Genomic DNA, 24,306 nt, shown 5'->3' with positions numbered 1-24,306 from the left:
GCGATGCGCAGGCCCACGTACGCGAACAGACCGAACAGGCCGATGACCGCGACCCCGCCGAGGAAGCCGAGTTCCTCGCCGATGATCGCGAAGATGAAGTCGTTGTGCGCGTTGGGCAGATAGCTCCACTTGGCGCGGCTCTGTCCCAGGCCGCGGCCCCAGATACCGCCGTCCGCGAGGGAGAACTTCGCCTGCCGCGCCTGGTAGCCGATGCCCTGCGGGTCCTCGCCGGGGTTGAGGAACGCTCGCACACGCGCCGAGCGGTATCCGGCGGTGAGGGCGAGGACGACCGCCAGTGCGGTTGCGGTGCCGACGATCCCGAGGAACACGCGCAGCGGCAGGCCGGCGAACCACAGCAGGGCCAGCACGATGATCGCGAGGGAGACGGTGGTGCCGAGGTCGGGCTGTAGCACGATCAGAATGGTCACGAGCAGCGCCGCGGGGATCAGCGGGACCAGCATGTCCTTGAGCGTGCTGTGTTCGCCGCGGCGCGTCGCGAGCAGGTGCGCGCCCCACACCGCGAACGCGATCTTCGCCAGCTCGGACGGCTGGATGGAGATGCCGGCGATGACGAACCAGCCTCGCGTGCCCTGCGATTCGGTGCCGATGCCGGGGATGAGCACGAGCGCGAGCATCACGACGGTCGCAGCCAGCGCCGGGAACGACAACCTGCGCAGCATCCGCACCGGCACCTGCAGCGCGATGTAGAACACCACGAAACCGAGGATCGCGAAGATCACCTGGGAGGTGAACAGACCGTAGGCGGATCCGTCGCTGGCGACCGCCTCGACACTCGACGAGGACAGCACCATCACCAGGCCGAGCACGGTGAGCAGCACCGCGATCGTGACGACCAGGTGGAAGGACGCGAGCGGCCGGGCCATCCACTGCCCGACGCGGCCTCGCGCGGTCGCGGCGGTCTGGGTGGATGCCGGCGAACCGCCGGGCGCGGTGGTGGTCACCCCTCCGACCCGCCCCCGTGCTGTTCGGAACCCTGCTGTTCGACGCCCTGCAGCGACTCGACGGCCGCCGCGAAGCTGCGGCCGCGCTCGGCATAGTCCGCGAACATGTCCAGCGACGCCGCGGCCGGGGCCAGCAGCACCGCGTCACCCGGCGACGCCAGCGCCGCGGCCTCGCGCACCACGACCTGCATCGCGGCGGGGCCGTCGGCACCCGGCAACGGGACCCGGCGCACGGCGCCGGAAGACTCGGGGCTGGTCACCGATCCATCGTCGCGCGTGTCGACGTGGACGACGGGGACCTGCGGGGCGTGTCGCGCCAGCGCTTCGGCGATCCGGTCGGCGTCACGGCCGATCAACACCGCCGCGCGCAGCCTCGGCGCAACCTCCGCGACGAGGTCGTCGACCTGGGCACCCTTGAGCAGCCCACCGGCCACCCAGACCACACTCTCGCGCGCCAGCAGCGACGTGCGCGCCGCGTGCGGGTTGGTGGCCTTGGAATCGTCGACGTACTCGACGCCGTCGACGGTACCGACGGGCGCGGCGCGGTGCGGCCCGACCCGGTGGCGGCGCAGGCCGTCGTGGACCGCGGATTCCGGTACGTCGATCGACCGGGCGAGCGCCGCGGCGGCCAGCGCGTCGGACAGCCCGGCGGGCCCGGCGGGCGAGACGTCGGCGACGGCCGCCAACACGGCCGAATCCGCGAAGGCGCGATCCACCAGGACATCGCCGCTGATGCCGAGTTCCCCGCGCTGCGGGTAGCCGAGGGTGAATCCGACGGTGACGACGGCCTGGGACCGGTCGCGCAGGCCCCCGGCGATCGGATCGTCGAGGCCGAGCACCCCGACGGTGCCGGTGAGCACGCGGGCCTTCGCGTCGATGTATCCCTCGATGCCGCCGTGCCAGTCCAGATGGTCCTCCGCGATGTTGAGAATGACCCCTGCCTCGGGCTGCACCGACGGCGCCCAGTGCAACTGGAACGACGACAGTTCGACGGCGAGGACCTCGGCGCGCGGCTCGGTGCGCCGCAGCGCGTCGAGGATCGGCAGGCCGATGTTGCCGCAGGCCACCGACGCCAGACCGGCGGCCTCGAGGATCGCGTGCAGCATCATCGTGGTGGTGGTCTTGCCGTTGGTTCCGGTCACCACGAGCCAGCGGCGGGGCGGACCGTAGATCTCGGCGCGGTCGATCCGCCAGGACAGTTCGACGTCGCCCCAGATCGGGACCGCGGCACCGGCGGCGTGCGAGAGCAGCGGCGCGTCGGGCGCGAACCCTGGGCTCGTGACCACGAGCGCGAACCGGCGCAGCGCCTCCGGATGTGCCTCGGCCTCGGCGACGAGCTCGTCGAGACCGACGGTGTCGGCGCCGAGTTCACGGCAGCGTTCGAGGGCCTCGGCGTTGCGGTCGGTGACCGTCACCTGCGCCCCGAGGTCGGTGAGCGGGGTGACGACGGCACGTCCGGAGATCCCGGCGCCCGCGACGAGCACCCGGGTCCCGCGCAGCCATTCCAGTTCGTGCGTCACCGCGTCAGTCCCCGATCGCCGATAGATATTCGCTGTAGAACAGGGCCATGCCGACGGCCGAGGCGATGGCCGCGAGCAACCAGAACCGGATGATGACCGTGGTTTCGGCCCAGCCTCCGAGCTCGAAGTGGTGGTGGAACGGCGCCATCCGGAACACGCGCCTGCGGCTGGACCGGAACACGGCCACCTGGATGACCACCGACGCGGCCTCGGCGACGAACAGCGCACCGATGACGACCATGAGCAGCTCGGTGCGGGTGGTGACCGACAGGCCGGCGAGCATGCCTCCGAGCGCGAGCGAACCCGTGTCGCCCATGAAGATCTTGGCCGGGGCCGCGTTCCACCACAGGAACCCGATGCAGGCCGCGGCGCCGGCCGCGCACAGCAGCGCCAGATCGAGGGGGTCACGCACGTCGTAGCAGCCCTTGCCCGGTTCGGCGACACAGGAGTTGCGGTACTGCCAGAACGTGATGATGACGTAGGCGCCGAGCACCAGGCTCATCGAGCCGGCCGCGAGACCGTCGAGGCCGTCGGTCAGGTTCACCGCGTTCGACCAGGCGCTGACCAACAGGTACACGAACAGGATGAAGACGACCGAGCCCATCGATACCGTGGCGATGTCGCGGACGTAGGACAGATGCGTGCTGCCGGGGGTCAGGCCGCTGTCGTTGCGGAACTGCAGCGCGAGGATGCCGAACGCGACCGCGGCGATGAGCTGGCCGACCAGCTTGGCGGTCTTGTTCAGTCCGAGGTTGCGCTGCTTGCGGATCTTGATGAAGTCGTCGAGGAATCCGACGCCGCCGAGCGCGGTGGTCAGGCCCAGCACCAGCAGACCGGACGCGGTCGGGCCCTCCGCGTCGTATCCGAGACCGATCAGATGCGATCCCCAGTACCCTGCCCACAGGCCGGCGAGGATCGCGACGCCACCCATCGTGGGGGTGCCACGCTTGGCCTGATGGCTCTGCGGCCCCTCGACGCGGATCTCCTGGCCGAAGCCCTGCCGCGTGAACGCCTTGATCAGCACCGGCGTGAGCAGGATCGACACCGCCAGCGCGATGCCGGCAGCGAAAAGGATCTGTCTCACCGTGCAGCCTCCGTTTCCACACCAGAATCAGTGTTCCCGGTTCCGGCACCGAGAACCGCGTCCGCGACCGACCACAGGCCGACCGACTGCGACGCCTTCACCAGGACGACGTCGCCCGGTTCGAGTTCGTCTTCGAGAAGTGCGATCGCCGCGTCCGCATCCGGAACGTGGCTGGCTTCCTCGCCCCAGGATCCTTCCATCACCGCGCCCTGGAAGAGGCCGCGGACCGGGCGCGTCGCGCCGACGGCGATGATCCGAGTGACGTCGAGGCGCACCGCGAGGCGGCCGATGCGGTCGTGTTCCACGACCGAGTCGTCGCCCAGCTCCCCCATCTCGCCGAGCACCGCGAACGTCCGCCGCGGCGTGTCCCCGGCGCGTGCCATGGTCACCAGCGCCTTGAGCGCGGCCCGCATCGAATCGGGGTTGGCGTTGTAGGCGTCGTCGATGACGGTGACACCGTCGGCGCGGGTCCGCACCGCCATGCGGTGCGCCGACACGGGCGCGGCACCGCCGAGCGCGGCCGCGATCTGTTCGAGGGTCGCGCCGCATTCGAGGGCGGTCGCGGCGGCGGTCAGCGCGTTGCCGACGTGGTGCTCGCCGTGCACGGCCAGCGTGACGTCGGCGCTGCGCCGGCCGCCCTCGGCGTCGGGATCGGTGACGACGAGCGTGAACGACGCGCGCGCCGAGTCGTCGAGGTGCACGTTCTCGGCGCGCACCGTGGCCGTGGGACTGCTGCCGACGAAGACGACGCGGGCGTTCGTGCGGGAGGCCATCTTCACGACCAGGGGGTCGTCGGCGTTGAGGATCGCGACACCGCCGTCGGCGACCGACGGCAGCGACTCGACGAGCTCACCCTTGGTCTGCGCGATGACCTCCTGCGATCCGAACTCGCCGAGATGCGCGGTGCCGACGTTGAGCACGGCGCCGATGCGCGGGGGTGCCACCGCGGCCAGGGCCGCGATGTGGCCGGGGCCGCGCGCCGACATCTCGAGCACCAGGTAGCGGGTGTCGCGGGTGGCGCGCAGTGCCGTCCACGGATGGCCGAGTTCGTTGTTGAACGATCCGGGTGGGGCGACGACCTCGCCGAGTGGCGCCAGCACCGCAGCCAGCAGATCCTTGGTCGACGTCTTGCCGGCGGACCCGGTGACGCCCACGACGGTCAGGCCGGTGGCGGTCAGGTCGTCGACGACGGCCCGCGCGAGCCGGCCGAGGGCCGCGAGGACCGCCGCGCCGGAGCCGTCGGTGTCGTGTTCGAAGGCGAGCGAGTTGGTCTCGGTCCGCGGAACCGGGGGCACCACGATCGCCGGGACGCCGACCGGCCGGGCGGCCAGCACGGCGACCGCACCTGCGGCGACGGCCGCAGCAGCATGGTCGTGTCCGTCGGATCGGGCGCCGGGCAGCGCGAGGAACAGCCCACCCGGGCCGATCCGCCGCGAGTCGAACTCGACGGTGCCGGTCACCTCCGTCGACGGGTCGTCCACGTCGTGCAGGGTCCCACCGACGACCTCCGCGATGCGGGCCAGGGTCATCGGGATCATGCTGTTCCTCCATCTCGGGTGACGCCCGTGCCGTTCCGGCCGGATTCGTCGGCTGCGTGTGCCGGGCGCAGGGCCCGGAGACGCTCGAGAGCGTCCGCCAGCACCTCCCGGTCGTCGAAGGGGTACTTGACCCCGTTGATCTCCTGGCCGCGCTCGTGTCCCTTGCCGGCGACGAGCACGATGTCGCCGGGGCGGGCCCAGCGGACCGCCGTTTCGATCGCGGCGGCGCGGTCGCCGATCTCGAGGATCTCGCCGCGTTCGGCGTCCGGCACCGAACGGGCTCCGTCGAGCAACGCCGCGCGGATGGTCGCGGGATCCTCGGTGCGCGGGTTGTCGTCGGTGACGACGACGAGTTCGGCGCCGCGGGCCGCGGCGGCGCCCATGAGGGCGCGTTTGCCGCGGTCGCGGTCCCCCCCGGCACCGACGACCACCGCGATGCGTCCGCTGCTGCGGCCCCGCAGGGTGGCGACCACCGCTTCCAGCGCGGCCGGTTTGTGCGCGTAGTCGACGACGGCCAGGAAGTCCTGGCCACGGTCGACGAGTTCGACCCGGCCGGGGACCGACACCGACGCGATGCCCTCGGCGGCGGTGTCCGGGTCGACACCGGCGGCGGCGCACACCGCGGTGGCCAGGGCGGCGTTGGCGATGTTGTAGTGGCCGGGCAGCCGAACCCGTACCCGGTGCGCGGTGCCGTCGGGTCCGGTCAGGGTGAAGCACTGGGAGCCGTCGGTCTCGGCGGTCGCAGCGGTCGCGGTCCAGTCCGCGGCCGGTGCGGTCGGGGACGTGGCAACGGTGGCGACAGCGCTCGGGTCGGCGGGGCCGGGGTGGGCGGCGCGAGCGATCTCGGCCATCCGGACACCCCACTCGTCGTCGACGCACACCACGGCCCGTGCCGCGCTGTGCGGCGACCCCGCGGCGAACAGCAGGGCCTTCGCGGCGAAGTAGTCGTCGAGGTCCTTGTGGAAGTCCAGGTGGTCCTGCGACAGGTTGGTGAACGCGCCGATCGCGAATCCGACGCCGCCGACCCGGCCGAGAGCCAGGGCGTGGCTCGACACCTCCATCACGACGGTGTCGATGCCGCGTTCGAGCATCGCGGCGAACAGCGCGTGCAGTTGCGGTGCCTCGGGGGTGGTGAGCGCGCTGGGGACGCGACGGCCCGCGATGCGGGTCTCGACCGTCCCGACGAGCCCGGTGGAGCGGCCGGCGGCGACCAGCCCGGCTTCGACGAGGTACGCGGTGGTGGTCTTGCCGGAGGTGCCGGTGATGCCGATGACCTGCATCCGGCGCGAGGGGTGGCCGTAGACGGCGGCGGAGACCGCACCGAGCACCGACCGCGGGTCGTCGTGCACGAGGACGGGCGTGGGGGCGGTGACCGTCGCGGCGACGAGGTCGCGTCCCGCCGAATCGGTGAGCACCGCGACCGCGCCGCGTTCGAGTGCGGTCGCGGCGAACTGGGCGCCGTGCGCGTGGGCTCCGGGAAGCGCCGCGAACAGGTCGCCGGGTTGCACGGCCTGGGCACGCAGGTCGATGCCGGTGACGGTGTCCGCCGGATCGGCGGTGCCCCCGTAATCGTCCGGGACCACGATCGTGTGGTGGGCGCCGACCGCGTCTGCCAGCTCCCGGAGCCGAGTCGCCGGTGGATGTTCGGGTCTCAGCCCCTCCGTGGGAGGGGACGGATCCGGACTCGGGGGCACAGGCACCAGGTTCCTCTCGCTCTGCCGCAGCGGCCTGCCGGTCGCTGTTCGTCCGCGGTGACGGGACGCTTCCCGCCGTGACACGTTACCGACACCGGCACCGCCGTTCGAACAGGGTCACCGCTCAGTCGACCTGCAGGATCAGCTTGCTGCCCGGGTCGGGCGACAGCGGCACGTTCTCACGCTGCAACATCCATGCGGCGATGTTGTGGAACAACGGTGCCGCGGACTGACCACCGCTGCCGTCGGCGCTGCGCTTCGGCGCGTCGAGCATGATCCCGATCACGAACCGCGGGTCGTCGGCCGGGGCGATTCCGGCGAAGGTGATCCAGTATTCGGAGTTCGAATAGCACTTGCAGTTCTGGTCGATCTGCTGGGCGGTGCCGGTCTTGCCGCTGATCTGGTAGCCCTCGATCGCCGCGGGTGTGCCGGTGCCGCGCTGGTTGCCGGTGTCGTCCTGCACGACGGAGCGGAACATGTCCCGGACGGTGGCGGCAGTCTGCGCCCCGATGACCCGGACCGGTTCGGGTCGGGGTGTCTCGGTTCGGGTGCCGTCGGGGGCGATCGTCGCGCGGACGATGCGCGGTGCGATGCGTTCGCCGTCGTTGGCGATGGTCTGGTAGATCCCGGCCATCTGCAGCAGCGTCATCGACAGTCCCTGCCCGATCGGCAGGTTCGCGAAGGTACCGCCGGACCACTGTTCCCGGCTGGGGACCAGGCCGTCGGACTCGCCCGGCAATCCGACATCGGTGCGGTGACCGAGCCCGAACAGCTCGAGCATCTGTGCGAAACGGTCCTCCCCCACCCGCTGGGCGAGCATCAGCGTGCCCACGTTCGAGGACTTCCCGAAGACACCGGTGGTCGTGTACGGCACGACCCCGTGGTCCCACGCGTCCTTGACGCTGACGCCGGCCATCGTGATCGAGCCGGGTACCTGCAGCACCTCGTCGGGCGTGGTCGCCCCGTCCTCGATGGCGGCCGCGGCGGTGATGATCTTGTTGACCGAGCCGGGTTCGAACGGCGAGCTCACCGCGAGGTTGCCGAGCTGCGCGTCGGGCTGCTTGTCGATGCCGACGGCCGGATTGAACGTGCCGTCGTTGGCCATCGCGAGCACTTCGCCGGTCTGCGTGTCCAGGACGACCGCGGACGCGTTCTTCGCCTCCGACAGTTCCTTCGCACGCTGCACCTGCTGCTGGACGTAGTACTGGATGTCGGCGTCGATGGTCAGTTCGACCGCCGACCCGTCGACGGCGGCCTGACGGTCGCGCCAGCTGCCGGGGATCACGGCTCCGTCGGATCCCCGGTCGTAGGTCGACGAACCGTCGGTGCCGGCCAGGACCGAATCCATCGACGATTCGAGGCCGAGCAGGCCGTGACCGTCCCAGCCGGTCGCACCGACGATGTTCGCGCCGAGGGACCCACCCGGATACAGGCGGATGTCCTGGCGTTCGAGGCCGACCTTGTCGTACTCGTCGACGATCGCCGCGGCCACCCCGGGATCGACGCCGCGCGCGAGGTAGACGAATGTTTCGTCGCTCTCGAGCTTTGCCAGCACATCCTTCTCGGGTGCGGCGTCGCCCAGGGCTTCGTGCACCGTCTTCGCGACGCCCTTCAGGTATTCGCCGGTTTCCGGTTTCGACGGGTCCTTCGCGTGTGCTTCGTCGAGTTCGGCGCGCACGCGCTGCGGCTGGAAGGTGAGTGCCTTCGCTTCCATCGTGTAGGCCAGCGGGGCCCCGTTGCGATCGGCGATGGTCCCCCGGGTGGCGGGTTCGACCAGACGCGTCGTGCGCTGGTTCGCCGCTTCCGCGGTGAGACTCGGGGCCTGCACGACCTGAACCCACAGCAGCATCGCGGCGGTGAGCCCGAGGGCGCCGAACATGGCGGCGCGCCCGATCCTGTTCCGGAATCCGAATTCGGTCGTGTACGTCGTGGCCGCAGTCCGGCGAGACCCCGCACGTCCGGCCTGGGCCGGGCGGCGGGGTGCGGGTGTGCGGCTGCTCGAGGGCCTGCGAGGTTGAGCGCCTCGGCTCACCGGCGCCCGTCCTCGGACTGCGTCGTCGGGTTCACGGGCATCAATTGTTCCGCCTGCGGCGGCGCGACGGCCGCATTACCGGTCTCCGGCGTGGCGGCGGGCTCCGTCGGCGCAGGTGCGGCTGCCGGTGCAGGTGCGGGTGCCACCGCGGGCGCGGGGGCTTCCGCCCGTGCCGGGGCCGGCACCGGGGCCGGGTTCTCCGATCGGTCACCACCCAGCGACAGCGGCCGCGGATTCTCGGTTCCCGCACTGCCGGCCAGCGGCGCGGGCCCGGTGCGGTCGGCCGCGGTCGGGGCGTTCAACGGCGCCGCCGGTGCGCCGTTCGCCGCGGTCGGCGTCCCCACGACCCGGACCGAGCCGTCTTCACCGACGACCAGGCGCGCGACCTCCCCGGTCGGAATCATGCCGAGTTCGGCGGCCTTCACCGCGAGCACGGGCGCCGAGTTCCCGGCTTCCACGTCGCGCTGCAGAACCGCGCGTTCCTGCCGCAGGGTCTCGTTGTGCGCCCGGGCGGCGCTGAGCTGGTAGGAGTCTTCCGCCGCGCGGGTCGTCAGCAGCAGCGTGACGGCCATGCCGACGCCGAGCAGCGCGAGGATCGTTGCGACGAACGGGATCCGGGTCGCCACCGTGGGCTGCTGCGTCGCCGTGGTCGCGCCCCGCGACTCGCCGGTCACACCGAGGTGGGCGGCGCGCTGGTTCCGCCGCTGGTACGCGCGCTGCGCCGCCGTGGATCGCGCCGAACGACGGAGCGGGGATGCCACCTGAACGGTCATCGGTTACCTCCTGGCGATTCGTTCTGCGGCACGCAGGCGTACGGGCGCCGAGCGTGGATTGCGCTCCACCTCCTGTGGGGAGGCCTTCTCCGCACCCCGGGTGAGGATTCTCAGTTCCGGTCCCATCCCGGGCAGTTCCACGGGCAGCCCCTCGGGGCTCCGGGACTTCGAGCGCGGAGCGAGCTCCGCCTTGACCACCCGATCCTCGAGGGACTGGTACGACATGAACACCACGCGCCCGCCGACGGCGAGCGCGTCGAGAGCCGCCGGCACAGCGGCCCGGAGCGAGTCGAGTTCGGCGTTGACCTCCACCCGCAGCGCCTGGAACGTGCGTTTGGCGGGATGACCGCCGGTGCGGCGCGACGCGGCCGGGATCGTCCGATAGAGCAGTTCGACGAGCTGCCCGCTGGTCCGGAACGGCGTCTTCTCGCGCGTCCGCACGATCTCGGAGGCGATCTTCCCCGCGAACCGCTCCTCCCCGTAGGTGCTGAGGATGCGGGCGAGGTCGCCGTGGCTGTACGTGTTGAGCACGTCGGCGGCGGTGATGCCGACGGTCGGGTCCATCCGCATGTCGAGCGGCGCGTCCTGCGAGTACGCGAAGCCCCGGCCGGCCTCGTCCAGCTGCATCGAGGACACCCCGAGATCGAACAGGATCGCGTGGACCGACCCGATCCGATCGAGTCCGCACTCTTCGAGCGCGTCGGCGATCCCGTCGTAGCGGGTATGGACGAAATCGGTCCGGTCCGCGAACGGCGCGAGGCGCGCCTTCGCGATGGCCAAGGCGTCCGGATCGCGGTCGAGACCGATCAGACGCAATCCCGGGTAGGTACGCAGGAAGTGCTCCGAGTGCCCGCCGAGACCGAGGGTCGCGTCGACGTACACGGCACCCTCACCACCGGGGCCCATCGCCTCGATCGCCGGACCGAGCAGCTCGTCGGCGCGTTCGAGCAGCACGGGAACATGCGCGAAACCTTCGGCGGGGACGTCACCGGCTGCACCGGATTTCGCGTCGTCCTCGCCGTCCACCATGTTTCCTGCGCTTCCTGTTCGGTCGATTCGGGAAACGAATCGAGACGTGGGGTTCGATCGGTGGACGGTCGTCGGCGTGCCGATACGCGGGCGGCGAATGCATCGAGGTCTCTGTCCGATTCGGGGACCTGGCGCTGGGGAAGTGCGTCAGGGCTCCGTTGCCGAACCTGGCGCTGGGGAAGTGCGTCAGGGTCGGCCTCGGGCAGAGGCCTCGCGGCACTCGCCGCGCGACCGAAGCAGCGGTTTACAGGATGTCTTGCAGCGCCTCGTCCCTCGCCTCCGAAAACTCTTCTTCGTGTTCGGCGAGGTAGGTCTCCCACGCCGTCGCGTCCCAGATCTCGAGGTGCTTGATCGCCCCGATCACGACGCAGTCCTTGGTGAGCCCGGCGTACTTGCGGTGTGCCGCGGAGAGCGTGATCCGGCCCTGCGCGTCGGGTCGCTGTTCGTCGGTGCCGGACGCGAGGCTGCGCAGGAATGCGCGCGCCTGCGGATTGCTGCGCGACGCGGCAGCGGCCCGCTCCGCGAGCGCCGCGAACTCGTCGCGCGGAAACACGGTCAGGCTGTGGTCTTGCCCTTTGGTGATCATCAGCCCTCCCGCCAGTTCGTCTCGATACTTCGCCGGCAACGTGAGCCGACCCTTGTCATCCAACTTCGGGGTATGGGTGCCGAGAAACACTCGCCACCCCCCGCCCTAGTCGGCCGGACCATTCGTCTCCGGCGGGGCAACCCGAGCCGCTCCGCCGCGACCCACAGTACCCCACTTTGCCCCACGTTCAACCAATTACGGGCCCGAATCGCCGGGCGTTTCACCCGAAATCGCTGCTCAACGGAGGTGGGGTGGAGTGGGGCGTTTTCGGGTCGGCGGGTCTCCGCGGCAGCCACCGGCCGTGCGCGTCCCGGGCCGGCTCCGATCGACACCGGAAAACCCCAGGTCGATGCGGCCGCTCCGGACCGACTCGGAGGCGTCCCGCAGCTCGGTGGGGCGATGTGGGAGGAGTCGGGTGGGGGTGAATCCGAGGGGTAAATACGGGGCGATGCGCGCATCGCGCCCGGCACGCACGTGACGCACGTCGCGGCATCCCCGAGACGACGAACGGCGCGACCCCTTTACGTGGGGTCGCGCCGTTTCGCGGACTGCCTTCTACTCGTGGGCGAACTCGCGGCTATTCCTGTTCGAAACGCCGCCGGAAGCGTTCCTCCATCCGATGGGTGAACCCACCGGTGGATTTGCGGTTCCCTCGGGCCCGGGTTCCCTGCCCGGAACCGGATCCGCCCCCGCGAGGAGCATCACCGAGCGGCTTTCCGCGCCGACCTCCGACGAGGAGCAGAACGCCCGCGCCGAACATCACAAGAAAGCCGAGCAGGCTGATGATCGGGAACCCGCCCGGCTTCACCGGCAGGGCGACACCCGCGATCAACAACGCCAGACCCACTACGAACAGCGCACCGGCCTGCAGCCGTCGACGGCTGCCTGCCATGCCCAACCGACTGCCTCGGACGGTCGAGGCGAACTTGGGATCCTCAGCATAGAGCGCGCTCTCGATCTGATCGAGCATGCGCTGCTCGTGCTCGGAGAGTGGCACGGTACCTCCCCCGGCACTAAAACGGTGGCCGCCGATTCCTCCGGTGGAAACGACGGGGGGCCGACTTTGACGGCCGCCTGATTCTCATAATACGAGTACATCATGCGCTGGACCACCAACTCCGACACGGAGTCCCGCACGGGCTTCCGAACGTCCCCGCGGCCCGGCGCCGAAGGTCCCGCGCTCACTCGGGAACGGTCACACGATCGGAGAGACAATCCTCCACCTCGTGGAGAAACGACCCGACCTCGCCGTAGAACCTGTCGGCCTCGTCGGCCGGCAGCGTCCGTGTGATGCCGGACTCGATCGCAGCCCGGGTCTCGGAGCGGTCGGCGAAGAAGTCCGCCCAGCGCGCGAATCCCGGATCCGCCTTCGCCATGAGCACCCACGCGTTTCGGGTCCGGGCGCGCCGGACCACCTGACCGGCGCGAACCTCGGCGACCGCGAGCACGGCCCCCGCTCCCCGCAGCGCGGCGAGGTAGGCGAGTTGGAAGCGTTCCGCGGCGTCGCGGGTCCCGGCGGCCTCGGACAGCAACTCGTCGGCCCGGCGCAGCATCGTCGCCGCCCGCGAGGACACCGGACGCGTTACGCAGCCTCGACGTCCGAACCCTGCTCCCCCGTCGGCAACCTGTGGCACGACCATCACTCACCTCCCCGTGACTCGGGTGGGTGATCCGGGGATGTTCGCTTCCCTCGAACATCACCGGATCACCGTTGTCGAACATGCGTTCGACGTATTCAATATAGCTGGACCCACCGACATATCGTCAAGGGAAGGCGGACTCCTCCCCGCATGAGCACGGACCCGATCCCGCACGACGCGGCGCCGATTCTTCTCGACCTGTCCCCCGCGGAATTCCGCGCGCGCCTGCCCCAGATGCTGCCCATCTACGTCGCGGCCATGAAATATCCCCGCGGAACCGAGTACCACCGCGCCCCGATGTGGTCCGAACACGCCGGCCGTCCCGGGTGGCGTGCCGTGGCCGCCGCCCTCCCGCACGACCCGTCGACCCTCGTCGCGATCGCGTACGGCTACCGCGGCGCTCCGCAGCAGTGGTGGAACCAGCAGGTCCGCACCGGGATGCGGCACGCGGGATATTCCGTCGAACAGATCGACGCCACACTCGGCGACTACTTCGAACTGACCGAACTGCACGTTCATCCCGATGCGCAGGGACACCGCATCGGCGAAGCCCTCCTGCTGCGACTGCTCGACGACCGGCCGGAGCGCGCGGTGCTCCTGTCCACCCCCGAGGTACCGGACGAGGACAACCGCGCGTGGCGGCTGTACCGCCGCCTCGGCTTCCGCGACGTGGTGCGCGGGTTCGTCTTCACCGGTGATGCGCGACCGTTCGCGGTGCTCGGGCGCGAGCTCCCCCTCACGATCGAGACCCGGCCGCCGCTCGAGACCGGACCGCGGCGATAGCCTGAGCCCGTGATCGACGCAGTCGTGGTGGGTTCCGGGCACAACGCCCTCGTCTCCGCGTGCTATCTCGCACGCGCCGGCCGGTCGGTGGAGGTGCTCGAACGCGACACCGTGCTCGGGGGCGCCGTCTCCACCGTCGAACGGTTCCCGGGCCACGCCGTCGACCGCGGTTCGTCCGCGCACATCATGATCCGGCACACCGGCATCCTCGAGGAACTGGAGCTCGACGGTTTCGGGTTGCGCTACCTCGACTGCGACCCGTGGGCGTTCGCGCCCGCGCCACCGGGCAGCGACCGTCCGGGCATCGTCTTCCATCGCGACCTCGACCGCACCTGCCGATCGATCGAAACCGCATGCGGCCCACGCGAAGCCGACGCCTATCGGCGTTTCGTCGACGTGTGGGGTCCCCGCAGTGCCGCCGTGATGCGCTCGTTCTCCGCGCCGCCCACCGGACGGCACCTCCTCTCGTCGTTCTGGGGTCTGGACACCGGCAGCGGCGGCAGCGACCTGTCGCGGCAGTTCCTGGCCTCCGGCGACGCGCTGCTCGACGAGTACTTCGACGACGAGCCGCTGAAGGCCGCGCTCGCGTGGTTCGGCGCGCAGTCGGGGCCCCCGATGTCCGAACCGGGAACCGCGCCCATGGTCGGGTTCGCGGCCCTGATGCACACGCTGCCCCCGGGCCGGGCGGTCGGCGGCAGTGGTGCCCTCACCCGCGCTCTCGCTGCCCGGCTCGCCGCGGACGGCGGCACCGTCACCCTCGGCGACGGCGTCACCGAACTGCGCCGCTCGGGCGGCGGGTGGGTGGTCCGGACCGAATCGGGCCGCACCGTCACCGCGCGCACGGTGGTCGCCGGATGCCACATCCTGACCACGCTGGACCTGCTCGAACGCGGCGGCTACGACCGCGCGCGGCTGACCGACTGGCGTCGCCGCATCCGCGTCGGGCCGGGCATCGGGATGGTGCTGCGCCTGGCCACCGACGCGCTTCCCGCGTACGCCGGGGCCGAGTCCGCCGCCGACACCACGCGCGGACTGCAACTGCTGGTCGAGGACCGGGCCCACCTGCGGCTTGCGCACGGTGCCGCGCTCGCCGGCGAACTGCCGCCGCGCCCGGCGGTCCTCGGGATGAGTTTCACCGCATTGGATCCGTCCATCGCACCGGCGGGTGAGCACCAGGTGACGTTGTGGGCCCAGTGGCATCCGCACCGGCTGTCCGGCGGTCGCCGCTGGACCGACCTCGCCGAAACCGAGGCCGACCGGATCGTCGCCGAGATGGAGTCGCGTGCCCCCGGGTTCACCGCGTCGATCCAGCACCGGCACATCCAGACCCCCGAGAACATCGAGCAGGAACTGGGCATGATCGGCGGCAACGTCATGCATGTGGAAATGTCCCTGGACCAGATGTTCATGTGGCGGCCGCTGCCGGAACTCTCCCGGCATCGGGTGCCCGACGCGCCCGGGCTGTATCTGACCGGTGCGTCGACACATCCCGGCGGCGGCGTGTCGGGCGCGAGCGGACGCAGCGCCGCCCGGGCCGCGCTGACCGACACCGCCGGCGGACCCGCGCGCCGCCTCGTCCGCCGGCTGACGAGCGGATGATCGAGCGCCCCACCGCGGCGGTGGCACTCGCGGTCGCCGCCGTGGCCGCTCAGATCGCGTATCCGCTCACGCACGGATCCGCTCGGGACGTCGTCACCGTTCTCGTGGTGGCACTGCTGGCCGCGGCCTGTACGGCACACGCCACGTCGCACCGGGGCGGCGCGTGGGCGGCCGGGCTGTTCGCGATCTCGGCCGGGCTCGGATTCGCGTCCGAGGTCGTCGGTACCGCCACCGGATACCCGTACGGGTGCTACGCCTACGCCACCGACCGGCTCGGTCCCGCGCTGTTCGACGTCCCGCTCGTGGTACCGCTGGCATGGACCGCCGGCTTGTACCCCGTGTGGTGCGTGGCGACGCGGCTGACCCGCCGGCCCGCCCCGCGGATCGCCGCGGCGACGGTCGGCATGGTCGGATGGGACCTGTACCTGGATCCGCAGATGGTCGCGGACGGGCAGTGGACGTGGTGTCACGGACCGGGGCTCCCCGGGCTCGCCCACATCCCGCTCACCAACTACGCCGGCTGGGTGGTCGTCGCGGCCGTCATGGCCACCGCACTCACCGCGCTCGACCGGGTGACCCGGCAGCCCACGGGCGGCGCGACACGATGGCCCCGGACGACCCGGAGCGACGCGGTGCCGGTCGCCCTGTTCCTGTGGACGTGGCTCGGGTCGGCACTCGCCCACACCGTCTTCCTCGACGCACCGGAGCTGCGCTGGTCGGCGATGTACGGATTCGTCGTGATGGGGCTGCTCGGCGTCCCGCTGCTGGTGTCGCTGGTCCACGCTCGCCGAGCGCACCCGAACCTGCGGCGACTCGCCGGAACACCCCCGGACCTCTGACACCCCCGCAGGATGCTGGCACGATATCCGCTGTGCAGCCGTCCCTCATCCCTGCTCCCCGTCGCCGCCCGATCCGGCAGGCGGTCCTCCTTCTCCTGTTGCTTCCGCTGCTCGCGGGCTGCCTGCGTGCCCAGGTGACGATGGGTGTCTCGGCCGACGACCGGGTGTCCGGTCAGATCGTCGCCGCGACGATCCCGGTCGACGACAACGACAAGGGACCGCAGCTCGTCGTCCCGGAATCGCTGGCCGGACGCGTCCGGGTACAGGAGTACAAGCAGGACGGCTACGTCGGCAGCCAGGTGTTCTTCAGCGACCTGTCGTTCGGCGACGTGCAGCAACTGGGCGCGATGACCGACCAGAGCGCGGGCTCGTTCCAGATCTCGTTGCAGCGGGCCGGTGATCTCGTGTCCCTCACCGGCAAGGTCGACCTCGAATCGGTGCCCGCGCAGGGCACGGACGTGCAGTTCACGATCGCGTTCCCGGCCCGGATCGCCACCACCAACGGCACCCGCGAGTCCGACTCGGTCGTCACGTGGAAGCTGCCCGCCGGGGACGTGACGAACCTGCGCGCCGAGGTCCGCTACTCCGATCCCAACACCCGCGGCTTCGCCGGGTGGGCCGGTATCGTCGCCGGGGTCACGCTCGGGGTGGCACTGATCATCGGTGGCCTGGCCTGGCTCAATCGCAACCCGGCACCCGTCCGCACGTCGGCGACCGGGCCGGATCCCGACTCCGGCTCCGGCCCGGCCCCGGACTCCGACAATTCGTAGCGTGATCACCGCGGTCACCCGCGCCGGCGCGGCGGTAGCACTGTTCGGCGCGGTCACCGCCGTCGCCAACCGGCTCACGCTCCCACGGCTCGAACCCGGCACCGCCACCACCGAACCGGTCACGGTGCTGGTCCCCGCCCGCGACGAAGCGCACCGGGTGCCGGATCTCGTCGCGGACCTGCGTGCCCAGCACGGCGTACCGGGGATGCGGGTGATCGTTCTCGACGACGACTCGTCCGACGGCACCGCCGACGCCGCGCGCCGGGCCGCCGCCGGGGACGACCGCATCGAGGTGGTACGCAGCACGGAGCAGCCACCGGTGGGCTGGACGGGTAAAGCTGCCGCGTGCGCGCACGCCTACCGGGTCGCGGCACCGGCCGCGGACACCGGCGTGATCGTGTTCGTCGACGCGGACGTGCGTCTGGCACCGCAGGCGCTGGCCGCGGCGGTGACGTCCCTGCGGCGGATGGGCGCCGACCTGCTCTCGCCCTGGCCGTTCCAGGTGGCCGGATCACCGGCGGAGCACCTGCTGCAGCCGCTGTTGTGCTGGTCCTGGTTCTCGTCGCTGCCGGTCGCGGTGGCCGATCGTACGACCCGGCCGTCGATGGCGGTGGCGTGCGGGCAGTTCCTCGTCTTCGACGCCCGCGCGTACGCCGCGATCGGCGGTCACGCCGCGGTCGCGTCCAGTCCCACGGAGGACCTCGATCTCGCCCGCTCCCTGCGTGCCGCGGGCCGTCGCACGGTGGTCGCGGCGGCCGGGCCGCTCGCGTCGTGCCGGATGTATCTCGATCGCCGGCAGCTCACCGCCGGATACACCCGCTGGCTGTGGTCGGCGTTCGGATCCACCGCCGGTGCGGTCGCGGTCCTCGCCGGGTACACGCTGGCCTACGTGCTACCCCCGGTCGCCGCGGTCGCCGGGCACGGTTCCGTCCGGCGCTGGGGTCTGGCCGGCACTGCCGCGGCGCTCGTCTCGCGCACGCTGGCCCGGTCCGCCGAGCGAGGGAGCGCCCCGACCGGATCGGATGCGGTGGCGGCGCTCGGGCATCCCGCCGCGATCACCGGGTTCGGTGCTCTGACGGTCGCCTCGTTGCGCGCCCGGCGCGAGGGCCGGACCGGCTGGAAGAACCGGCCCCTGCCCTGAGCGTTCGTCAGGCGGGCTGGACCACCGGAGTGGGGACCTCGATCCCGAGCCGCGCCAGCACCTCGCGGGTCGCACGCGCGAAGTTCAGCGTGATGAAGTGCAATCCGGGTGCGCCCTCGGCGATGAGCCGCTCACACATCTCGGTCGCGACCTCGATACCGACCTCGCGCACCGCGGCACGGTTCTCCTCGGGGCCGTCGCCTGCGGCCCGCACGAGCCGTTCCTCGAGTGCCGCGGGGAGCCGGGAGCCCGACAGTTCGAGACTGCGCCGCGCCGACCGCAGCGACGTGATCGGCATGATCTCGGGAATGATCGGCTTGAGCGCCTGCTCCGCGTCGCACGCCGCGACCCGGTCCCGCAGCCGCAGGTAGTGCTCGACGTCGAAGAACATCTGCGTGATCGAGTACTCGGCGCCGGCCCGCAACTTCTGCACCAGGTACCGGGTGTCGTGGTCGAGATCCGGGGAGCGGTAGTGCCCCTCGGGGAAGGACGCCACACCGACGTGGAAGTCGCCGAGTTCCCGCACGAGCCGGACCAGTTCCTCGGCGTGCTCGACGCCCTGCGGGTGCTTGGTCCATTCGCCCAGCGGATCGCCGGGCGGGTCGCCGCGCAGGGCCAGGATGTTGCTGATTCCGCGGTCCGCATAGGCCCCGACCATCGCGCGCAACTCGTCGATGCTGTGCCCGACCGCGGTCAGGTGCGCGACCGGCAGCAGGGTCGTCTCCTCGGCGAGCTGGCCGGTCACACGGACCGTGCGGTCCCGGGTCGAACCCCCGGCGCCGTAGGTCATGGACACGAACGCCGGGCCGAGCCGTTCGAACTCCCGGACGGCACGCCAGAGCCGCGCCTCCGCGTCGGCGTCACGGGGCGGAGAGAACTCGACGGAGAAGGGAATCCGGCGGTGGGACGGTACCCGCAGCCGGTCCACGATCGACGGTGTGCGGGAGGTCCCGCCGCCCTGGCCCCCGCTGACGGAATCGCATGTCACCCGACAAGCATAGGTGGCCGGAGGGGGGTGGGTTCCTCGTGCCCCCGATAGGGTGGTCTTCGGCGCCGCGACGTCCCCACCGACCCGGTGCATGCCCCACCCGGCGTCGGCGCCCGCCCATTCGACCAGGAGGAATCCCCTGTCCACCGGATCTGCTCACGTTCCGCCCTCGCTGCTGCCCGAACTCGTCGAGGGCGCCCTGCGGGACTTCTTCGTCTCACGCGCCGAGATCGTCGCCGCGGTCGGCGGGGGTTACCCCGAAGCGGTCACGGCTCTCGAGTCGTTCGTCCTGCGCGGCGGCAAGCGGATGCGGCCCGTATTCGCCTGGACCGGCTGGATCGGCGCCGGCGGCGACCCGTCCGGACCGGACGCCGGAGCGGTGCTGCGCGCGTGCTCGGCGCTGGAACTGGTGCAGGCCGGTGCGCTCGTGCACGACGACATCATCGATGCCTCCACGACCCGCCGCGGTTATCCCACGGTGCACGTCGAGTACGCGGAACACCACCGCGCCGCGCAGTGGCTCGGTGTCCCCGAGCGGTTCGGTGAAGCCGCGGCGATCCTGCTCGGCGACCTGGCGCTCGTGTGGGCCGACGACATGCTGCGCGAGGCCGGGCTGGACGCTGCGACGGCGGCGCGGGTCACGCCGGTGTGGTCGGCGATGCGCACCGAGGTCCTGGGCGGCCAGTTCCTGGACATCGCCGGGGAGTCGGCCGGCGACGAATCGGTCGAGGCGGCGATGCGGGTGAACCGGTTCAAGACCGCGGCGTACACGATCGAGCGCCCCCTGCATCTGGGTGCGGTCCTGGCCGGGGCGGACGACGCGCTGGTGGACGCGTACCGCCGATTCGGAACGGACGTGGGCATCGCGTTCCAGTTGCGCGACGACCTGCTCGGGGTGTTCGGCGACCCGGAGGTCACCGGCAAGCCGTCCGGGGACGACCTGCGCGCCGGGAAGCGGACCGTGCTGTTCGCGCTCGCTCTCGCCGCCGCCGACGCGACCGACCCGGCCGCCGCGCAGCTGCTGCGCGACGGGATCGGCACGGATCTGAGCGACGAGCAGGTCGAACGGATGCGGGCGGTGATGACCGAGCTCGGAGCCGTCGACCAGGTCGAACGTCGGATCGCCGCGCTCACCGAGGACGCGTTCGCCGCGCTCGACGCGTCCGACGCCACCGACCAGGGCAAGACCATGCTGCGTGACTGGGCCCTGGCCGCGACGCGGCGCACAGCGTGATGAGCCCGCTGCGCACCGTCGCCGGAGCGGATCGCGTCGTCGTGGTCGGCGCCGGGCTCGCGGGCCTGGCCGCGGCGCTGCACCTGCGCGGGGACGGCCGCGAGGTCACCGTCCTCGAACGCGAGAGGTCGGTGGGCGGCCGGGTCGGCACCCACGTCGGGCCCGGCTACGAGATCGACAACGGCGCCACGGTCCTGACGATGCCGGACCTGATCGCCGACGCACTCGCCGCGGTCGGCGCGGATTTCACGACGGTGGATCCACCGCTGCGCATCCATCCGATGACGCCCGCCTATCACGCCCGGTTCGCCGACGGCAGCAGCATCGACGTGCACTCGGATCCGGATCGGATGGCCGCCGAGGTCACCCGCGTGTGCGGCCCGGACGAGGCGCGCCGCTACCTGCGGCTTCGGCGCTGGCTCGCGGACATCTTCGACGCCGAGTTCGCCCACTTCATGGACGCGAACTTCGACTCCCCCCTCGACCTGGTCGGCTCCCCGGCCTCGGCGCGGGACCTGCTGCGGCTCGTCCGGCTCGGCGGTTTCGGCCGGCTCGGCGCCCAGGTGAACCGGAAGGTCACCGACCCGCGGTTGCGGCGCATCTTCACGTTCCAGGCGCTGTACGCGGGGGTGGCGCCGGCCAAGGCGCTGGCGGTGTACGCGGCGATCGCCCACATGGACACCTCCCTGGGGGTGTTCTCCGTCGAGGGCGGCATGCGGTCGGTGGCGCGCGGTATGGCCGACGCCCTGGTGGCGGCCGGCGGCACGCTCCGGCTCGGCACCGAGGTCGGCGACCTCGAGTTCGACGGCCGCCGGGTGGTCGCGGTGCGCACCACCGGCGGCGACCGGTACCCGTGCGATGCGGTCGTGCTGACACCGGACCTGCCGGTGGTGGACGCACTGCTGCCGCAGCCGCGGCGACGGCGCACGGTGGCGTCCCCGTCCGCGGTGGTGCTGCACGGCAGCATCCCGACCGCCGTCAGCGCGGAGTGGGCGGCCCGTCACCATCACACCATCGAGTTCGGTACGGCCTGGGAGAGCACGTTCGCCGAGATCACCGCGCGCCGGGGCCGCGGCCGGCTGATGCGCGATCCGTCGCTGCTGATCACCCGGCCCGCGCTGAGCGACCCCGGACTGCGGTTCGTCCGCGACGGCGTCGAGCACGAACCGCTGTCGGTGCTGGCGCCGTGCCCGAACCTGGACAGCGCGCCCTACGACTGGCACGCGCTCGCCGGGCCGTATGCGGCCGAACTGTGTGCGGAACTCGAACGGCGCGGGTTCGACGGGATCACCGACGGGTTCCGGATCGACCACGTCGACACGCCGCAGACGTGGCTCGAGCGGGGCATGCTGGCGGGCAGCCCGTTCGGCGGCGCGCATCTGTTCCGGCAGACCGGCCCGTTCCGGCGGCGCAACCTCGATCCGCGCTATCCGAACGTGGTGCTGGCCGGGTCCGGCACGGTGCCCGGGGTAGGGGTTCCGACGGTCCTGCTCTCGGGTCGGCTCGCCGCCGAACGGCTCGGGGTCCGGCGCCGGTCGACCGCGCCTTCCCCCACGGTGGGCGGCGCGGTTCCGGGACTCAACTAAACTGTCTGTTCGTCGTAGATCATCTGCACGGTGTCACGTGTGCACATCTGCACCGTGTCATTGCGTGCATCAGGGGGAGGTAACCGTAACCATGTCGTCCCCTGCTGCCTCCGACGCCGCACCGGACGCCTCACCGACCGCGGACGGGAAGCCGCGGCAGCCCGGCCGAGGCATCGGCCCGTTCCTGCGCAGCCCCGCCGGGAACGCCGCGCTGCTCGGGGCGGTCGGCGCGGCGCTGCTGGCGTTCGGCAGTTTCGGTGCCGGGAGCGTCCGACGGCAGGATCCGCTGCTCGAGGAGATGTTCCTGTCGTGGCTGCGGTTCGGTCACGGGCTGTTGCTGTCGACGATCCTGGTGTGGACGGGCGTTCTGCTGATGATCGCGGCGTGGGTGCGGCTCGGCCGCAGTGCCCGCGCCGGTCTGGTGAGCCTGCGCGACACCTGGAAGGTGCTGTCCGTGTGGGTGGTGCCGTTGCTGATCGCGACGCCGCTGTTCAGCCGCGACGCGTACTCCTATCTCGCCCAGGGCGCGATGCTGCGGGACGGGTTCGATCCGTATGTCGACGGTCCGGTGGTCAATCCCGGCATCCTGCTCGACAACGTCAGCAACGTGTGGAAGACCACGACGACACCGTACGGACCCGTGCACCTGCTGCTCGGCGCCGGAATCACGTCGCTGACCGGGGACAATGTGGTGCTGGGGACGTGGCTGTGGCGGCTGACGATGCTGCCGGGCCTGGTCCTGATGGCGTGGGCGGTGCCGAAACTGGCCCGCAGGATGGGCGGCGATCCGACCATCGCGCTGTGGCTGGCCGTGCTCAATCCGCTCGTGCTGATCCACCTCGTCGGCGGTGTCCACAACGAACTTCTCATGGTCGGCCTCATGATGGCCGGCATCGTGCTCGTGCTCGAGCGCCGCCACGTCGGCGGGATCGCGCTCGTGTCGCTCGGCGCGGCGATCAAGGCCACCGCCGGCCTGGCCCTGCCGTTCCTGGTCTGGGTGTGGATGGTGCACGAACGGGACCGGGCCCGTGAGGAGGGGCGTGATCCGGCCGCGCCGGTCCGGTTGTTCGTCAAGACCGCGGGTATCGGCGTCGTCGTTTTCGCCGCCGTGTTCGGTGCCGCGTCCGCGCTGGCCGGTGTCGGCATCGGATGGCTCACGGCGCTGTCCGGATCGTCGAAGATCATCAACTGGCTGTCGCTGCCGACGATGATGGCGCACGTCGTCACGTGGTTCACGCCGTGGCGGCTCGGCCCGGTGCTCGACGTGACCCGCATGATCTGCATGGTGGCGCTCCTGGTGATCCTCGTGTGGGCGTGGTGGCGGTTCCGGCGGACCGAACGCGACGCCGTCCTCGGCATCGTGGTCGTGCTGACTGCGGTGACCGTCCTCTCCCCCGCCGCGCTGCCCTGGTACTACTCGTGGCCGCTCGCCGTCGCCGCGGCGTTCGCGATGTCGACGCGGACGTTGATGGTGCTCGTGGGCCTGTCCACCTGGTTGATGGTGATCTTCAACCCGGACGGCTCGATCGGCATGTACAACGCGGCACACGTGGCCGTCGCGATCTTCGTGTCGGTGGTCGCGGCGCTGTCGCTGCGCACCGTCGATCCGCTGCACCTGCGTTCCCGGCGCCCGGCGCCCGCACCGACGGCCGATCGGGTTCCGGCGGCATCCGCGGAGCCCTCCACCGGTGACTGACGACCTGGGCGCGGCGTTCCGGTACTGCGAGCGGCTGACCGCCGCGCACGGCCGCACCTACCACCTGGCGGCACGACTGCTGCCCCCGGACCGTCGCGCGGGTGTGCACGCCCTCTACGGGTTCGCCCGCACCGTCGACGACATCGTCGACGTGACCTCCGTCGACGATCCCGCCACTGCGTCCCGGCAGGTCGACGCGGTGCACGCGCGTCTGCACGCCGCGCTCGCCGGTGATCCCTGCCCGGCCGACGACATCGGCCTCGTGGTCCGGGCCACGGCCGACACCATTCACCGCTACGAGATCCCCGTCGACTATTTCGAGGCGTTCGTGCGGTCGATGCGGATGGACATCCCGGCGACCGCCCAGTTCCGCGACCGGTACCGCGACATGGCGGAGCTGCAGGAGTACATGTACGGGTCGGCGGTGGTGATCGGCCTGCAGCTGCTACCGGTGTTCGGTGTCGAGGACCCCGACCGGGCGGGCCCGTACGCGGCCGCGCTGGGCACCGCGTTCCAGCTGACCAACTTCGTGCGGGACGTCGGTGAGGACCTGGCGCGCGGGCGGATCTACCTCCCTGCCGACGGCTGGGCCGCGTTCGGGGTGGACGACGAACTGCTCGCCGAATGCCGGCGCACCGGCACACCCGATCCGCGGGTACGCCGGGCGCTGGCACATTTCGTGGCGCTCGCGCGTGCCGAATATCGGCGCGCCGAGCCGGGACTGGCCCTGCTCCCGGACCGTGTCCGGCCGGGCATCCGGGCGGCGTTCGTTTTGTACGGCCGGATCCTCGACCAGGTCGAGGACCACGGGT

The 24,306-nt window shown here is 71.5% G+C and carries 21 protein-coding genes; 9 read left to right on the top strand and 12 right to left on the bottom strand.

Going from position 1 to position 24,306, the window contains the following annotated elements; all coding sequences use genetic code 11:
• The 11 genes from I0Q12_RS33395 to I0Q12_RS20595 all read right to left on the bottom strand — a co-directional run.
• Positions 1–884, bottom strand: an 884-nt coding sequence (locus I0Q12_RS33395; protein WP_231611111.1) for an FtsW/RodA/SpoVE family cell cycle protein, incomplete at its 3' end; no start/stop codon positions are given.
• A 74-nt stretch (positions 885–958) separates the two neighbouring features.
• Positions 959–2,482 carry a UDP-N-acetylmuramoyl-L-alanine--D-glutamate ligase gene (murD, locus tag I0Q12_RS20640; protein ID WP_197254130.1) on the bottom strand — a complete coding sequence of 508 codons (1,524 nt, stop codon included), beginning with the start codon at positions 2,480–2,482 and terminating at the stop codon, positions 959–961.
• Positions 2,483–2,486: 4 nt separating this feature from the next.
• A complete protein-coding gene (gene mraY / locus I0Q12_RS20635) occupies positions 2,487–3,566 on the bottom strand; it encodes a phospho-N-acetylmuramoyl-pentapeptide-transferase (RefSeq protein WP_197254128.1) in 1,080 nt (359 codons plus the stop codon).
• Entirely contained in the window at positions 3,563–5,104 is a 1,542-nt protein-coding gene (murF, locus tag I0Q12_RS20630) for a UDP-N-acetylmuramoyl-tripeptide--D-alanyl-D-alanine ligase (protein ID WP_197254127.1), read from the bottom strand. Before murF ends, mraY begins: the two co-directional genes overlap by 4 nt.
• The gene (locus I0Q12_RS20625) at positions 5,101–6,804 is read right to left on the bottom strand and encodes a UDP-N-acetylmuramoyl-L-alanyl-D-glutamate--2,6-diaminopimelate ligase (protein ID WP_374068749.1); all 1,704 of its coding nucleotides are present in this window, start codon (positions 6,802–6,804) and stop codon (positions 5,101–5,103) included. Before I0Q12_RS20625 ends, murF begins: the two co-directional genes overlap by 4 nt.
• Positions 6,805–6,922: 118 nt before the next feature.
• Positions 6,923–8,830, bottom strand: a complete 1,908-nt coding sequence (locus tag I0Q12_RS20620; protein ID WP_374068748.1) for a peptidoglycan D,D-transpeptidase FtsI family protein — start codon at positions 8,828–8,830, stop codon at positions 6,923–6,925.
• On the bottom strand, positions 8,827–9,603 hold the full coding sequence (locus tag I0Q12_RS20615) for a hypothetical protein (protein WP_231611088.1): 777 nt from the start codon (positions 9,601–9,603) through the stop codon (positions 8,827–8,829). Before I0Q12_RS20615 ends, I0Q12_RS20620 begins: the two co-directional genes overlap by 4 nt.
• A gap of 3 nt (positions 9,604–9,606) precedes the next feature.
• Positions 9,607–10,632 carry a 16S rRNA (cytosine(1402)-N(4))-methyltransferase RsmH gene (rsmH, locus tag I0Q12_RS20610; RefSeq protein WP_197254123.1) on the bottom strand — a complete coding sequence of 342 codons (1,026 nt, stop codon included), beginning with the start codon at positions 10,630–10,632 and terminating at the stop codon, positions 9,607–9,609.
• A 244-nt stretch (positions 10,633–10,876) separates the two neighbouring features.
• Positions 10,877–11,308, bottom strand: coding sequence for a division/cell wall cluster transcriptional repressor MraZ (gene mraZ / locus I0Q12_RS20605; RefSeq protein ID WP_068160088.1), 432 nt, complete (start codon positions 11,306–11,308; stop codon positions 10,877–10,879).
• Positions 11,309–11,795: 487 nt separating this feature from the next.
• Complete coding sequence (locus I0Q12_RS20600; protein WP_197254121.1) at positions 11,796–12,215, bottom strand: DUF3040 domain-containing protein; 420 nt, start codon at positions 12,213–12,215, stop codon at positions 11,796–11,798.
• Positions 12,216–12,399: 184 nt separating this feature from the next.
• Positions 12,400–12,792, bottom strand: coding sequence for an SAV_6107 family HEPN domain-containing protein (locus I0Q12_RS20595; RefSeq protein ID WP_307846375.1), 393 nt, complete (start codon positions 12,790–12,792; stop codon positions 12,400–12,402).
• A gap of 216 nt (positions 12,793–13,008) precedes the next feature.
• Between I0Q12_RS20595 and I0Q12_RS20590 the strand changes: the two genes are divergently transcribed.
• The 5 genes from I0Q12_RS20590 to I0Q12_RS20570 are packed head-to-tail and all read left to right on the top strand — an operon-like array spanning position 13,009 to position 17,990.
• Complete coding sequence (locus I0Q12_RS20590; protein WP_197254117.1) at positions 13,009–13,641, top strand: N-acetyltransferase; 633 nt, start codon at positions 13,009–13,011, stop codon at positions 13,639–13,641.
• A 9-nt stretch (positions 13,642–13,650) separates the two neighbouring features.
• Complete coding sequence (locus I0Q12_RS20585; protein WP_197254115.1) at positions 13,651–15,240, top strand: NAD(P)/FAD-dependent oxidoreductase; 1,590 nt, start codon at positions 13,651–13,653, stop codon at positions 15,238–15,240.
• Complete coding sequence (locus tag I0Q12_RS20580) at positions 15,237–16,079, top strand: carotenoid biosynthesis protein (protein WP_197254113.1); 843 nt, start codon at positions 15,237–15,239, stop codon at positions 16,077–16,079. The genes I0Q12_RS20585 and I0Q12_RS20580 overlap by 4 nt, the downstream gene beginning before the upstream one ends.
• Before the next feature lie 32 nt (positions 16,080–16,111).
• Entirely contained in the window at positions 16,112–16,849 is a 738-nt protein-coding gene (locus I0Q12_RS20575) for a DUF3153 domain-containing protein (RefSeq protein ID WP_197254111.1), read from the top strand.
• A gap of 4 nt (positions 16,850–16,853) precedes the next feature.
• Complete coding sequence (locus I0Q12_RS20570; RefSeq protein ID WP_374068750.1) at positions 16,854–17,990, top strand: glycosyltransferase family 2 protein; 1,137 nt, start codon at positions 16,854–16,856, stop codon at positions 17,988–17,990.
• 7 nt (positions 17,991–17,997) lie between these two features.
• Here I0Q12_RS20570 and metF read toward each other — a convergent pair whose 3' ends face one another.
• On the bottom strand, positions 17,998–18,978 hold the full coding sequence (gene metF / locus I0Q12_RS20565; RefSeq protein ID WP_374068747.1) for a methylenetetrahydrofolate reductase [NAD(P)H]: 981 nt from the start codon (positions 18,976–18,978) through the stop codon (positions 17,998–18,000).
• A gap of 91 nt (positions 18,979–19,069) precedes the next feature.
• Here metF and I0Q12_RS20560 point away from each other — a divergent pair, with 91 nt between their 5' ends.
• The 4 genes from I0Q12_RS20560 to I0Q12_RS20545 form a co-directional block, all read left to right on the top strand.
• A complete protein-coding gene (locus I0Q12_RS20560; RefSeq protein ID WP_197254107.1) occupies positions 19,070–20,212 on the top strand; it encodes a polyprenyl synthetase family protein in 1,143 nt (380 codons plus the stop codon).
• Entirely contained in the window at positions 20,212–21,798 is a 1,587-nt protein-coding gene (gene crtI / locus I0Q12_RS20555) for a phytoene desaturase family protein (RefSeq protein WP_197254105.1), read from the top strand. Before I0Q12_RS20560 ends, crtI begins: the two co-directional genes overlap by 1 nt.
• Before the next feature lie 91 nt (positions 21,799–21,889).
• Positions 21,890–23,494 (top strand): alpha-(1->6)-mannopyranosyltransferase A, encoded by a 1,605-nt coding sequence (locus I0Q12_RS20550; protein WP_197254103.1) that lies wholly within the window; start codon positions 21,890–21,892, stop codon positions 23,492–23,494.
• The coding region (locus I0Q12_RS20545; RefSeq protein ID WP_197254101.1) for a phytoene/squalene synthase family protein at positions 23,487–24,306 on the top strand (820 nt) is incomplete at its 3' end. The genes I0Q12_RS20550 and I0Q12_RS20545, both read left to right, overlap by 8 nt.

It is taken from the genome of Rhodococcus sp. CX (genome assembly GCF_015865005.1).
Lineage (GTDB): Bacteria > Actinomycetota > Actinomycetes > Mycobacteriales > Mycobacteriaceae > Rhodococcus.
The sequence above is the reverse complement of the archived record's forward strand: the minus strand, read 5'-3'. Positions and strand labels throughout refer to the sequence as shown.

Coding starts and splice junctions, on each gene's coding strand:
- murF (WP_197254127.1), bottom strand. CDS start 5,104: ATGATCCCGATGACCCTGGCCCGCATCGCGGAGGTCGTCGGTGGGACC.
- I0Q12_RS20615 (WP_231611088.1), bottom strand. CDS start 9,603: ATGACCGTTCAGGTGGCATCCCCGCTCCGTCGTTCGGCGCGATCCACG.
- rsmH (WP_197254123.1), bottom strand. CDS start 10,632: ATGGTGGACGGCGAGGACGACGCGAAATCCGGTGCAGCCGGTGACGTC.
- I0Q12_RS20590 (WP_197254117.1), top strand. CDS start 13,009: ATGAGCACGGACCCGATCCCGCACGACGCGGCGCCGATTCTTCTCGAC.
- I0Q12_RS20580 (WP_197254113.1), top strand. CDS start 15,237: ATGATCGAGCGCCCCACCGCGGCGGTGGCACTCGCGGTCGCCGCCGTG.
- I0Q12_RS20560 (WP_197254107.1), top strand. CDS start 19,070: ATGCCCCACCCGGCGTCGGCGCCCGCCCATTCGACCAGGAGGAATCCC.
- crtI (WP_197254105.1), top strand. CDS start 20,212: ATGAGCCCGCTGCGCACCGTCGCCGGAGCGGATCGCGTCGTCGTGGTC.
- I0Q12_RS20550 (WP_197254103.1), top strand. CDS start 21,890: ATGTCGTCCCCTGCTGCCTCCGACGCCGCACCGGACGCCTCACCGACC.